This is a genomic window from Isoptericola sp. NPDC057191, from assembly GCF_042670225.1.
Taxonomy (GTDB): domain Bacteria; phylum Actinomycetota; class Actinomycetes; order Actinomycetales; family Cellulomonadaceae; genus Isoptericola.
On the sequence record NZ_JBHUWC010000109.1, the window covers coordinates 1 to 13,590 of the forward strand.

Sequence of the window (13,590 nt, forward strand, 5' to 3'; positions counted from 1 at the left end):
GCGGGCACCTCGTCGTCGGTGTCCGGTGGGCAGTCCCCGTCAGCTCGGGTACTTCGCCAGGGCCGCCCTGGTCGCGGCGTCGGCCTTGAGCCCCCACTTCTGGAAGTAGCTGGTGAGGTTGCGCTGCGCAGCCTGCCCAGAGGTGACCATGAAGCGCTGCTGCAGCTCCGGGATCGTCCCGCCGTCGGGAACACCTGCGGCGGCCTGCTCCCGGTAGAGGCGGTTCAGCCTCGGGTAGAAGTCCCGGCCGTACGTGGTGTCCAGGCCGAAGAACATCGCGTACTTGACGCCGCTCGCGGAAGTGTCGAAGTCGCGCTCGGACTCCGGCAGGGCCAGGAACGCCTTGATGTCTTCCTGGTGCCCGTTGTAGAGGGTGGTCCGCCCGCCCAGGTCCGTCTTGATGATGTCCGCGGCGATGTTCACCGTGATCTCGCCCATGCCCGGCCACTTGTAGGCACGCACCTGGTAGGTGTGCCCCACCTCGTGGAAGAAGCCCCACATGTCCACCATCGGCCCGAAGAGCTCGCCCAACGCGCCGCCCGTCTGGAACGTGACACGCTCGTCCGTCGCGGACGCGCCTCCGGCGCCCGTGCTGGGGTTGGCGATGTAGACGCGACCCTCGGACCTGTGGTGCAGGCCGGACTCCGTGCGGGACAGGCCGTAGACGACGTCCGTGCGGTCGACGACGTCGTCCCAGTTCCGCACGTTCTGCGAGGTCAGGCCGTACCGGTCGATCGTGGACCTTTGGAAGGTGCCCAGCACGCGTTCGCCCTGCACCAGCACGATGGGCGAGTCCTTCCACCGCGCGAGGTCCTGCTCGAACTGCGCCTCGGTGGTGTTGCCGAGGGTGAAGGTCGGCATGGGCCTGCCGCCGTCGACCATCGCGGGGACCGGCTTGCCGGTCTTGTACGCCAGAGCGACCATGCCGTCGATGGGCGCGGTGATGGTCGTGGTGCCCGTGATGTCCTGCGTCTTGAAGCCGGTGCTCTTTCCGTCGTTGAGGCCGGGGTACGGGCTGTACTGCCCGATCACGACCTGCATGGACACGCCGGCGGGCAGCGTCACGGTGAACTTGTCCCCCTTGAGGACGTAGCGCCCCACCGGCTCGGACGTGTTGTGACGCATGTTCCGGTTCTCCCGGATGCGGTCCGCATACGCGTCCCCTCGCGCCTGGACGGTGAGCCGTGACTGCGTCTCGCCGACGGTGAGGTCGTTGCTCCCCGGCGCGAGCTGCGACGCGACGACGTGCGCGCCCTCGTACCGCGGCGTGTCGCCGGCCCGGCCGTCCACCAGGGCGACCTCCACGAGCTGCCCGGCCTTGACACCTCCTCGGGACACGGTCACGTACCCGTCCGAGACCTTGGTCCCGACGTAGTACTGGCCGCCGTCGTAGATCTCCCCGGCGTACGTGCCGTCCACGAAGAGCATCACCCGTTGCGTGGACCGGTACAGCGCCTCCGGCATCTGGAACGTCGCGAGCCCGTCGACGACACGCAGGTTCGCGCTCTTCCCCCAGGCCACCGTGGACGCCAGGATCTCCGCGTCGTCGTACGACACGCGCTGGCCGGGCGCGCCGTCCACCAGCGCGACCTGCACGACCTGGCCGGGCGTGATGCCGCCGCGTCGCAGCGTCGTCACCCCTCCGGACGTCGACGATCCCAGGTAGTACTGGCCGCCCTCGTAGGTCTCCCCGGCGTACTCGCCGTCCACGTACAGCATGACGCGTTGCGTGGAGCGGTACAGGTCCTCCGGGATCGTGAACTGGGCCAGCCCGGCCTCGTCCACCCAGACCGTCACGTCCGTGCTGCTCCACGCCGACCCGGACACTGCCGACACCGACGCTGCCGACACCGAGGTGGCGGACGCCGCCCCGGAGGCCGACGCCGTCTGCGGCGCCACCACCAGACCGCCGACCGCGACCGACGCCGTTGCCAGCGTCGCCATGACGACCGACCTGTTCCTTCGCACCGTGCGCATGGTTCTCCTGCCCGTCGAGCCGGCCCCGGTGGCCGGGTTCTTCCTCGCAGTCTCTGCAAGTGACGGGTCCCCTCACGCCCACTCAGGCCCACTCAAGCGCTGCTGACGGATGGGCCGGGCCCGCGTTGAGTCCGCCCGCGGGGCCGTCCCGAACGACGTGAGCCCGATCGGATCGACGGATCCGATCGGGCTCAGCACCGACGGAGAACGCCGCTCCCGGCGCGTCGTCAGCTCGGGTACTTCGCCAGGGCCGCCCTGGTCGCGGCGTCGGGCTTGAGCCCCCACTTCTGGAAGTAGCTGGTCAGGTTGCGCTGCGCGACCTGACCGGCGGTGACCATGAAGTGCTGCTGGCGCGAGGCGGTGTCCGTCGCGCCCGTCGTGCCCGCGGCGGCCTGCTCCCGGTAGACGCGGTTGAGCTTCGTGTAGAACTCCGAGCCGTAGGCGTCAGTGAGGCCGAAGAACATGGCGTACCGCGCGCCCGACGGGGAGGTGTTGAAGTCGCGCTCGGACTCGGGCATCGCCAGGTAGTCCGCGATCGCGGCCTGGTGCTTCGGGTTCTCGATGGTGCTGGGGCCGCCCAGGTCCATCTGGATGATGTCCGCGGAGATGTTGACCGTGATCTCGCTGGTGCCCTTCCACATGTACTGCGGCACCTGGTAGGTGTGCCCGACCTCGTGGAAGAACCCCCACATCCCGGTCTCCGGGCCGAACAGCTTCTTGGCAGCAGGCTGGCTCGACTGGAACGTGACCCGCCCGTGCGTCGCGGACGCCCCGCCAGCGCCCGTGAGGGGGTTAGCGATGTAGATGCGCGCAGCAGAGCGGTGGTGCAGGCCGGCCTCCGTGGTGGACAGACCAGCGAACGCGTCCGTGCGGTTGACGACGTCGTCCCAGTTCCACACGTTCTGGGTGGTGAGGCCGAACCTGTCGATCGTGGCCCGCTGGAACACGCCGACGGTGCGCTCGCCCTGCACCAGCACGAGCGGCGCGGTCTTCCACCGGTCGAGGTCGTACTGGAACGCCGCCTCGGTGGTCTTGCCGAGCGTGAAGGTTGGCACCGGCGTTCCGCCGTACACGATGGAGAACACCGGCTTGGTGCCCTCGTTGACGAGGTTGATCATGCCGTCGGCACCGGCGGTGACCGTCGTCGTTCCCGTGATCGTGTGCCAGTCGAACTTCGTGGTCTCGCCGCCGTTGATCCCCGGGTAGTTGCCGTACTGCCCGATACCGATCCTCATCGACACCCCGGCCGGCACCTGCACGGTGAAGGTCTCACCCTGGGTGACGTACCGGCCCACCGGGTTGAGCGTGTTGTGCTGCAGCCACCGGTTCTCGCGGATCCGGTCAGTGTTCGCGTCACCCCGAGGCACCACCGTGAGCCGCGACTGCCCCTTCCACACCGCGAGGTCGTTGCTTCCCGGCGCGAGCTGGGAGGCGACGACGTTCGCCCCGTCGTACCGGGGGGTGAAGCCCGGACGGCCCGTCACGTAGGCAACCTCGACCAGCTGACCCGGCTTCGCGCCCTTCGCCGCCGCGCGCGTCAGCGTCGCGATCCCGTTCGCCACCTTCGGGGTCAGACCGTAGGCGCGGCCGTTGTACGTCTCGCCGTTGTAGTTGCCGTCGATGAACAGCATCACGCGCTGCGTGGAGCGGAACACGTCCTCCGGCAGCATGAACTGCACCGAGCCGTTCGCCGCGACCTTCACCGTGACGTCCTCGTTGGCCACGGTCGCCGCCACCGACGTGACCGCGGCGGTGCCCGAGGTCGGCGCCGCCGCCGCACCGGGTGCGACCACCAGACCGCTCAGCGCCACCGACCCCGCTGCCAGCAGCGCCACCGCTGCCGACCGTCCTCGCTGTCCTGCTCGCATGGTTTCTCCTCTGCCTCGATGCCGGGATCCGTTCCGTCACGTCCCCCGGCCAGGGCCGCACGGCCCTGTCGGCACCCAGGATGGAAGGTAAAAACCCAGATTCGACGTGACGTGCAAAATCTGCACGGGACAAAAGGGACGGGGTCCCGACCCTGAGGTCGAGACCCCGTCCTCCCCCGCGGACCGCCGTCAGGCCGTGCGCGGGCACCGCGTAGATCCGGTCGTCAGCTCGGGTACTTCGCCAGCGCCGTTTGGGTCGCGGCGTCCGGCTGCAGCCCCCACTTCTGGAAGTAGCTGGTCAGGTCGTGCTGCGCGACCTGCCCGGCCGTGACCATGAAGTACTGCTTGCGTGCCTCGTTGTCCGGGAGGCTGATCGTGCCGGCGGCGGCATCCTGCCGGAAGGTGCGGTGCAGCTTCGGGTAGTAGCCCTCGCCGAACTGCTGGGTCAGCCCGTCGAACATGGCGAGCTTGACCCAGACGTCGGCCGAGTCGTAGTTGCGCTCGCTGTCCGGCAGCGCGAGGAACGTGGCGATGCTGCCCTGCTTCCCGGGCGTGTCGAGATTGCTGTCCCACCCGTGGCCCGCCTGGATCGCCAGCGCCGAGATGTTGCAGGTGACCTCGCCCAGCCCACCGAACTTCTGCGGCACCTGGTAGGTGTGACCCACCTCGTGCCACAGGCCCCACTGCGAGTCGTACGAGCCCGTGAGGAGCTTCTTGCCCGCACCCGTGTTGACCTGGAAGCCGATGCGGTCGTGCCCCGCGAAGGCGTAGCCACCGCCGGAGTCCTGGTTGGAGATGAAGACGCGGGCGGCCGACTTGTGGTCCAGCCCCGTGGCCTTCGTGGACAGGCCGTACACGGCGTCGGTGCGGTTCACGACGTCGTCCCAGTAGCGCACCCGCTCCGCGGTGACGCTCGTGACGTTCGGCTCCAGCAGCCGGCGCTGGAACGGCACCAGGACCCGCTCGCCCTGGACGATCGCGAACGGAGACTTGTCGAACGTCGCCACGTCCTGCTGGAAGCCCGCCTCGGTCGACTGGCCCAGGGTGTAGACCGGCACGGCGACCCCACCGGTCACGCCCGCCCGCACTGTCGAGTCACCCTGGTTGACGAGGAAGACGAGGCCGTCGATCGGCGCCTTGACCGTGTACTGCGTGCCCTTGAGGCTGGTCGTGGAGAACCCCAGCGACTTCGCGTCGTTGACGCCCTGGTGCGGCCCGTACTGGCCGATCTTCACCTCCATCGCGGGCGCACCCTCCGGCCGGGTGACGGTGACTTCCTCGCCGGCGCGCACGAACCGGCCCGTCGGCTCGAGCACGCTGTGCCGGTACGCCCGGTTCTCCCGCCGGCGATCGGCCTCGGCGTTGCCGCGCGTGATCACGGTGACCTGCGAGTACTGCTCCTGCACGGTCACGTCGGTGCCGCGGCCCGGCAGTGCGAGGACTCCGAGCGTGACGACGTCCGCGCGGTCGTAGCGGCTGCCCGGGCTGCCCGGCACCAGACCGACCTCGAGGGTGTCGACCGGCGCCGAGGACATGCCCCGGCGCACCGTCACGAGCCCGTCGTGCACGCTGTGCGACGCGTACGGGGTGCGGCCCGCGTACGCCTCCGTCGCGTACTTGCCGTCGACCCACAGCAGCACCCGCTTGCTGGCGCGGAAGAGCTTCTCCGGGATGGTGAACTCCACCGTCGTGCCGTTCACCACGCGCAGGTTCGTCACCTGCCCCCACGCCACGGTCGACGCCACGATGTCCGCGGTGGAGTACGACGCGCTGTAGCCCGGCGAGCCCGCGACCAGGCCCACCTCCACCACCTGGCCGGGCTGCATGCCGCCTCGGGACAGCGTGGTCACACCGTCCACGGTCGAAGCGCCCAGGTAGTACTGGTGACTGTCGTACGTCTCTCCCTGGTACTTCCCGTCGACGTAGAGCACCACGCGCTGCTTCGACCGGTACAGCGCTTCGGGCATCGAGAACCGGGCTACGCCGTCCTCGTCCACCCGGACCGTGACGTCCTCGCTGCTCCACTGCGAGCCCGCCTCCGCCGCGAGCACGCTCGCCACCGCCGAGCTCGGCGCGGCCAGCGCCGTCTGCGGCGCCACCACCAGACCGCTCACCGCCACCGACGTCGTCGCCAGCACCGCGACCGCCGCCGACCTCCCTCGTCGCATCGTCCGCATGACCACCCTCCCGTGTCTGCCGACCTGCCTGGCCGGCAGCCGCAGTATGGGCAGGTCATGTCGGATCTGAGGGGCTGCGTGCAGAACTTGCACGGACCCCGTTCACCGGCCGACAGGCCGACAAGATGGCGGTGTCCTGCTCTGGCCCCGCGCCCATCCCCTCAGGCCGCCGCTCCGGCGGGCCGGAGCAGGACACCCTCGCGCCGACGGAGGCGCGGCCGGGCGCCGACACCGGGAGGCCGGCATCCTGTGGCAGACTTACCATCTCGGGGCAAGACCATCTGATATTTTGCGGGAGCATGCGTGGCAGCGAGAGACGTGGCCGTCGTTCTGGGCACGAGGCCGGAGATCGTCAAGCTCGCCCCGGTGATCCACGGGCTCGGTGATCGCGCCCGGGTCATCCACACGGGACAGCAGGAGGACGGGGCACTGACGGGGACGCTGCTCGACCAGCTCGCGATCGGCGCGCCCGACGACGTCCTCGCGGGGGGCGCTGCGGAGGACCGCGGCGCACGGATCGCCACGGGGATCGCGGAGCTCACGAGGCTCTTCGCCGACCAGCGGCCCTCGGTGGTGGTCGTGCAGGGAGACGCCGACGCCGCGGTGTCGGGCGCGCAGGCCGCCAGCTGCGCCGGCATCCCGGTCGTCCATGTCGAGGCCGGCCTGCGCTCGTACGACCGCGACATGCCGGAAGAGCTCAACCGTCGTGTCACTGACGTCCTCGCCGACGTGCACTGCGCGGCGACCGAGCACAACGCGACGACGCTTCGCGGCGAGGGCGTCAACCCCACGTCAGTCGTGGTCACCGGCAACACCGTGGTCGAGGCGGTCCATCGGTCGCTCGACCACACCAGCTGCACGGTGGAGCAGGTCGCGGCCGACCTCGGCCTCGACGACCACCTTCTGGCCCGCTACGCGCTGGCGACGATCCACCGCCCCGAGAACACCGACAGCCCCCACGCGCTCCGGCGCGTCATGGAGGGCCTCGCCGGCATCGACGCGCCCGTCGTCCTGGTGCTGCACCCCCGCACCCGCGAGGCGCTGGAACAGTTCGGCCTGCTGCACCTGCTCGACGCGGTCACCGCCGTGCCGCCCGTCGGCCACGAGGAGTTCCTTCAGCTCGCGGCGCACGCCACGCTGCTCGTCTCGGACTCGGGCGGCATCCAGGAGGAGTGCACCCTGATCGGCCGACCGCTGCTCGTCGTCCGCCGCAGCACCGACCGGCCGGAGTCGATCGCCGCGGGCTTCGCGCGTCTCGTGCCGCCGCACGAGGACCTCGCGCTGGTGGCCAACGACCTGCTCGCCAGCGGGATCGACGACGCACGCCTCGGCGCGGCCCCGTCGCCGTACGGGGACGGGCACGCGGCGGAGCGCATCTGTCACATCGTCCGCGGGCTCGCCGACGGGCGCTCCCCCGCCGAGGTGTGCGGCTACCCGTACGTCGAACCGTTCCGCCAGCCGTACGGCGCGGCAGCCCTCGCGAGCTGACGTCGCCAGCCCTTCGAAGGACACCCGACAAGGCCCGCGCCGACGTCGAGAGAGACCCATGCCGATCCCCGACCACCCCCACCTCACGACCCGGCTGCTGGTCAAGGAGTCCGTCTTCCACCAGCTGCTGGGCGCCATCCTCGACGGCACGCTGCGGCCGGAGGAACGCCTCCACGAGGCTGAGCTGGTGGGCTGGCTCGGCGCGACCCGTACGCCGGTCCGCCATGCCGTGCAGCGGTTGATCGACCTCGGCCTGGTCGAGACCACCCCCGCTCGCCACGTGCGGGTGGCGCCGATGCGGCCCCGCCGCGCGCTCAACGCGCTGGAGGTCTCGGTGTGCATGTGGCAGCTCGCCGCGCGCCTCACCCTGGCGGACCTCGGGGCGGACGACCTCGCGACGGTGCTCGACCGGCACGATCAGGCGATCGCCGCCTGCGAGGAGCCTCGCCCGCGGATCCACGCCGTGGCCACGTCCGTCCACCGCGCGTTCGGGACTCTCGTGAAGTACGCCGCCAACCCGATCCTCGACGACGTCATCGGTCGCGCCGAGATCGAGCTCGCCTACCAGGTGAGCCTCGTCCGGCGCCACGTCGACATGGCCGCGATCGCCGCCGCCGTCGAGCGATGCCGCGACAGCGCGGCCCGGCGGGACGTCGCCGGCCTGGAGGACGCGCTGGAGTCGTTCCTGCACGACGTCGCCGTCCCGGTGCTCCGTCGAGCCGCAGAGGAGGCGCGGTAACCGATGCGTGCACCGCGCGGGACGTTGCGGACCGGGCGCCGACCTCTGGCCGACGCCGTCTTCGACGAGATCGTCACCGCACTGCTCAAGGGGCACTTCGCCCCGGACGAGGTGCTGCACGAGGACGACCTGATGGCCTGGCTCGGCGTGACCCGCACGACGCTCCGCACCGCCCTCGAACACCTCGCGGAGCGCGGCTTCGTGCACGTCGACGGGCCCCGGCGGGTGCGCGTGGCGCCCGCGGACCCGGCCGCGCTCGCGTACGCGTGGCGGGTCGCGTTCGCGCTGCACGCCCGGGCCGTCAGCGCCCTCCTTCCCGAGGCCGACGACGCCACGCGCGCAGAGTTCATGGAGGCGATCCACCGGCTCCGCGACCACGTCGAACGGGGCGAGGACCACATCGAGGCGCTCAAGGAGCTGATGAGCTTCTTCACCGAACGCCATCAGAACGAGGTGCTGCGGCGGGCGTCCACGGAGCTCAACGCGCGCCTGATCTTCCTGGCGCGGGCCATGCCGGCCCGCTCCCGGCCCGAGACCCTGCTCGAGCTCGCGCGTCGCCTGGAGCTCGCGACGCACGACGGCGACGGCGCCGCGGCGCACCAGGCGATCGACCGGTTCGCCGCCCAGGCGAACGCCGACCGGGCCGCCCAGACGGCCCGCCCGCCTGCGTGACCGGGCGCGGCCCGGCGGACGAGCGCCGACCGGTCGTCCCGCGCCCGGTGCCACCTGCCTGCATCACCGCACGTCAGCGCCTCGCGACGCCCGCTGCGCCCCCCGCGCAGCCAGCCGTCCTGAGCGCGGGGATCTGCGGGCTTCGGAATCAACACATCTGACATATCAGTCGCTAGGATCGTGACATGCCCGTTCCCACCACGCAGAGACCAGCACTTCGGCGGTTGCTGCGCGACGTCGTCCACGATCAGCTGCTCGCAGCGATCGTGGCCGGGGACCTTGCTCCGGGTGAGGTGCTGCACGAGCAGGAGATCGAGAGCTGGACGGGCGCGTCCCGCACCCCGGTCCGCGAGGCGATCGACCGGCTCGCCGCGCACGGGTTCATCGAGATGATCCCCCAGAAGGAGACGCGGGTCACCGACCTCGACCTGGGGATGTTCGTCGACATGCTGAGCACCCTGGGCGGGCTGTGCACCGAGGTCGTCCGCGACGCCGTGCCGCTGCTGTCCGAGAGCGAGCGCGCCGGGATCGTCGCGCTCGGCCACGAGCTGCTCGTCCCGGACCCGCGGAACCGGACCCCCATCATCGGCACGGACCTGTTCGACCTGTTCATCGATGCCTACGCGAACACCGTGGTCATGGACATCCGGGACTACCTGTCCCCGCACGTCCACCGCGTGATCAACCTCCGGGGCATGGACGCCGGCTATTACATGGGCGAGGAGAACCTCAGGGCGCTCCTCGCCGCGACGGAGGACGGCCGCGCCGACGACGCCGCTGACCTGGTCGGTGCGTACTTCGACCGGCTCCAGGCCCACGTCGACCTGCAACGGCAGCTCCACGGACCGGACCTGGCGGGGGTGAGCTGACGTGCCGCTCGGCACCCAGCCGACCACAGGTCGCGTGCTGCTCCGCGACGAGGTCTACCGCGCGATCGTCGATGCGATCATCGACGGCACCCTGGAGCCGGGTGAGGTGCTGAAGGACGACGAGCTCATGCACTGGCTGAACGTCTCCCGCACCCCGGTGCGGCAGGCCCTCAACCGGCTGAGCTCGATCGGGCTCGTCGAGATGTCTCCCGGGCGCTTCACCAAGGTGACGGAGCTCGATCGCGCGTTCCTGAACCAGTCGCTGTACGCCGCCGGGGTGCTCTGCCTGGAGGCTGTCCGCCCGGCTCTCGAACGGGTCACCCCGCAGTGGCTCGACGAGATCGACGGGCACTACGACACGGCAGCCGCGGCCGTGGGAGCCGAGGACAGCCCGTCCGCGGGACGAGCGATCTGCCGGTTCTTCCTGGCGTTCGGCCACGCCTCGGGGAACGCCGTCCTGGTGACACAGCTCGACCGGCTCGTGCCGCGCCTCCTGCGGTACATGTCCCGACCGGAGACCCTCGCGGACCTGCAGGCGACCCTGCCTCGCTGCGACGCGATCCGCGTCGCAGCGCGCGAGCACGACCCCGACACGATCCGGTCCCTGGTCCGCGGGCTCATCGAGGAACCGCGGCAGAACTTCGCCGCCACGTACCGCCGGGCGGGGCGGCGCACGCCGAGCACGCGTTGAGCGGCGAGGTCATCGCCACCCGCTGCTGATCCGGGCCGACGCCAGGTCGCTCCGCGACTTGAGCTTGAGCTTGCGCATCGCCCGGTACAGATGGTTCTCCACGGTCCGCACGCTGAGGACCAGCCCGTCGGCGATCTCGCGGTTGGACATGCCGTCCCGGGCCAGGAGGACGATCTCGAGCTCGCGCTCGCTGAGCCCCGACGCTCGCCGTACACCCCCGCCCGCACCGTCGCCCTGGGCGCCGAGGAGCCGGTCGCGCTGGCTCATCGAGAGCGGGTCGCCGCCCCGTGCCGCTCGCACCATGTCCAGCTTGAGGAGCACCTCCTCCGTGAGGCTGGGGAGGCTCCAGCTGACGCTCGCCCGCGCCGCCGCGCGGATCCGGCGCTCGTCGTCGGACTGAGCGGAGCGGTGCAGCGCGAAGACCCAACCGAACAGCGGCATGGCGGTCTCGGTCTGGAGCCGGCCGACGACCTCGAGCTGTTCGGCCGACAGGAGCCGCGCACGCGTCGCCCACAGCAGGGCCGCGCTTGCTCGGAGCCCGTGCGCCGCGTGCCGCTGCCCCGCGTTCCACAGCAGGTCGTCGCCCGCCTCGATATGTCCTTCGGCATAGAGCAGGTGCGCCGTGCTCCATTCCTTCATGTCGCCGAGGAGGCTGCGGTAGACGTCCGGTCGCCTCGCCAGCCGCTCGTTCAAGGACCGTGCGAGCTCGACATGACCGAGCTTGCTCTGCAGTACGGAGGCGAGCGCGAGCGCGCGGCCGTGGGTGAGCTGGGTGGGGCCCGCCGTGCCGAGCCGCATCGACAGGTCGAGCAGGCTCCACGCCTCGGCGTGGGCGCCCTTGACGAACAGGACCTGCGCGAGTCCGAGCGCGTGCACGTGGATCCCGACGGGGTCGAGCTCACGGCACGCGGTCGCGAGCCCGGCGCGGGCCCGGTCCTCGGACTCCTCGACCTTGCCTGCCAGCAGCAGCGACGTGAGACGGACGGAGTCGAGGTACGGGCGCACCGAGGCGTGCGCCCCGTCCGCTCGGCGGGCGATCAGCCCGAGGGCAACCTCCGGCAGCCCGCTCTCCGCCTTCGTCACGGCCGCCGCCAGCGTGTACCACGATGCGGCCAGGTCGCTGGGTCCGGACGCGAGGGGCTGGTCCTCGGCGGTCACGGCGAAGGCCTCACCGGCCCGCGTCGCCTCGAGGAATCGCAGGTGCAGGGCGAGAAGGGGCGCATGGTCGCCGAGCTCCGCCGCGCAGTCCTCCACGAAGGCCCGCACCGTGCTCTCGTCCGCCCCCGCCCACGCCTTCCACTGCAGCTGCGCGACCCGGTACCGGGTCAGGAGAACCTCGGCCTCGTCACGGGAGACGCGGGTGGTCGCGAGCACCTCCTCGGCGATGTCGACGTCGACGTCGTGCGACAGCAGGTCGAGGTAGTCGAGAGCGTGCGCCACCGTCGGCGAGCCTTCCCAGCGTGCACGGGCGGCAGCGCGCTGGCGCCGCACGTTCGCGTCGACCAGGCAGACCACGTCCGCGGACCACGACAGCGGCACGTCCTCGGTCTGCCCGTCGTTCGCGGACTGGGCGGCGCCGGTCTCCCCGACCAGCGCGTCCTGCAGGACGCGGTAGTCGTCGACCACCGCGCTCACCCGCTGCTCGATGGACTGCTCCTGCACCGGCGACAGCCGGCGACGGACCGCGATGCCGAGGGCGGGCGGGAAGACCCCCACCACGCCGTCGCCGTCTGCTTCGTGCCACACGATCCGGTGGCGCGCGCGGAGGCCTTCGAGCACGGGCGGGGGGACGAGCGCCGAGGCCTCCTCCGGGCGCACCGGCCCCGCCCACGCGAGGAGCCCGAGCGCCTCGCAGTCGGCGGTGGAGAGGCGGCCGGTCAGCGCATGGGCCACGCCGTCGAGAGGGACGTCTTCCAGCGCGGCGGCCTCCGTCCACGCGCCTCCCTCCTGCCGGAGGGCGCCCGCCCACCGTGCGGCGTCGACGACGGCGCCGGCGACCCGAGGGATCCCGCCGGAGAAGGTCAGGACGCGGGAGACGAGCTCCGGCGCCGCCCCCGACCCGAGCCGCGCCTCCAGGAGCTCGGCCGTCCCCTGGTACCCGAGCGGCGTCATGGCGACCTCGGCGGGCGCACACTGCCCGAGGAGCCCGTGGGCCGGCAGCCCCTCGCTGAGCCCCACGGCGGTGAAGCTGATCGACGAGGTCGCGACGAGCCGGGCCGAGGTGTCCTGCAGCATGTTCTCGAGTACGGCGATCGAGTCGGCGTCGAACCTGTCCAGGTCGTCCACGACGATGACGTTCCGGTGACCGCGGAGCTCGTCCGAGAAGACCTGCACGGCTTCTGGGTGGATCCAGCGCCCGGGGGCCCACCCGGTCCGCGCCAGCTCGTGCGTCAGGAAGGGCAGGTAGGGGGTGCCGGGGACGTCGGTCCGGATCCCGCGAAGGTGCACCACGTGGGCGCCGGCGGCGATCTCGTCCCTGATGATCTCCGCGCAGACGGTCGACTTGCCCGAGCCGTCGTCGCCGACCACGAGGACGTGGCGTCCCATCCCCAGCCATTCCCGCGCCGCCTCCGCGGCGCGGGTCCGGAAGGTAGGGACGGCGGGACGGCGACGACGGTCCCCGCGGGCGTGGGAGGCCCGCCGCGCCCCGTCCTGCCCGTCGTTGCGCGACAACGGGAGCGGCCGGCCGTCCGGGGCACGCCACCTCGCCGGCGCCGCCTGCTCGGCGCGGCCACCGTCGCGGACGGAGTGGCCGATTGTACGAGCCCCGGGGAGATCGCTCACGCTCACCCTCGCCTCCTGTCACTGGCTGTTTGACGTCTTGAGTAGCCGGCCCGGACCCTTGCGGTCACGCTCAGGCGAACGGCCTGGGGCACGCGATCCGGCTACTCACATCCTGGGTGTCGTGACGCCCCAGATCTGCCGTCGTGCAGATCCTGCACGAGTCTTGCGCGAGCCTCACGAGGAGCGGCAGCCCGGGGCTGCCGACACGTTTGCCCGGGTCAGGAGCAGTTTTTTCAGAACCTGACGCATAAGCCAACATGTCGCTGTGACGCGGTTCACGCGTGCTCCACAGCAACGCCTCACGGGCCCGGAGACGCCCGACGCC

General features: G+C 71.3%; 9 protein-coding genes. 5 read left to right on the top strand and 4 right to left on the bottom strand.

What is annotated here, in order from left to right:
- Positions 1-39 precede the first annotated feature (39 nt).
- The 3 genes from ACFT55_RS13630 to ACFT55_RS13640 form a co-directional block, all read right to left on the bottom strand.
- Positions 40-1,944 carry a M60 family metallopeptidase gene (locus ACFT55_RS13630; protein WP_380244373.1) on the bottom strand — a complete coding sequence of 635 codons (1,905 nt, stop codon included), beginning with the start codon at positions 1,942-1,944 and terminating at the stop codon, positions 40-42.
- Positions 1,945-2,204: 260 nt separating this feature from the next.
- Positions 2,205-3,845, bottom strand: a complete 1,641-nt coding sequence (locus ACFT55_RS13635) for a M60 family metallopeptidase (protein ID WP_380244374.1) — start codon at positions 3,843-3,845, stop codon at positions 2,205-2,207.
- 224 nt (positions 3,846-4,069) lie between these two features.
- The gene (locus ACFT55_RS13640) at positions 4,070-6,022 is read right to left on the bottom strand and encodes a M60 family metallopeptidase (protein WP_380244375.1); all 1,953 of its coding nucleotides are present in this window, start codon (positions 6,020-6,022) and stop codon (positions 4,070-4,072) included.
- Between the two features lie 318 nt (positions 6,023-6,340).
- Between ACFT55_RS13640 and wecB the strand changes: the two genes are divergently transcribed.
- The 5 genes from wecB (at position 6,341) to ACFT55_RS13665 (ending at position 10,481) form a co-directional block, all read left to right on the top strand.
- Positions 6,341-7,510 carry a non-hydrolyzing UDP-N-acetylglucosamine 2-epimerase gene (gene wecB / locus ACFT55_RS13645; RefSeq protein ID WP_380244376.1) on the top strand — a complete coding sequence of 390 codons (1,170 nt, stop codon included), beginning with the start codon at positions 6,341-6,343 and terminating at the stop codon, positions 7,508-7,510.
- Positions 7,511-7,568: 58 nt separating this feature from the next.
- A complete protein-coding gene (locus tag ACFT55_RS13650; protein WP_380244377.1) occupies positions 7,569-8,249 on the top strand; it encodes a GntR family transcriptional regulator in 681 nt (226 codons plus the stop codon).
- Positions 8,250-8,252: 3 nt separating this feature from the next.
- A complete protein-coding gene (locus ACFT55_RS13655) occupies positions 8,253-8,921 on the top strand; it encodes a GntR family transcriptional regulator (protein ID WP_380244378.1) in 669 nt (222 codons plus the stop codon).
- Positions 8,922-9,106: 185 nt separating this feature from the next.
- Positions 9,107-9,790, top strand: coding sequence for a GntR family transcriptional regulator (locus ACFT55_RS13660; protein ID WP_380244379.1), 684 nt, complete (start codon positions 9,107-9,109; stop codon positions 9,788-9,790).
- 1 nt (position 9,791) lies between these two features.
- Positions 9,792-10,481 (top strand): GntR family transcriptional regulator, encoded by a 690-nt coding sequence (locus tag ACFT55_RS13665; RefSeq protein ID WP_380244380.1) that lies wholly within the window; start codon positions 9,792-9,794, stop codon positions 10,479-10,481.
- Positions 10,482-10,490: 9 nt separating this feature from the next.
- Here ACFT55_RS13665 and ACFT55_RS13670 read toward each other — a convergent pair whose 3' ends face one another.
- Positions 10,491-13,265: a LuxR C-terminal-related transcriptional regulator gene (locus ACFT55_RS13670; protein WP_380244381.1), complete on the bottom strand. Its 2,775-nt coding sequence runs from the start codon at positions 13,263-13,265 to the stop codon at positions 10,491-10,493.
- Positions 13,266-13,590 lie beyond the last annotated feature (325 nt).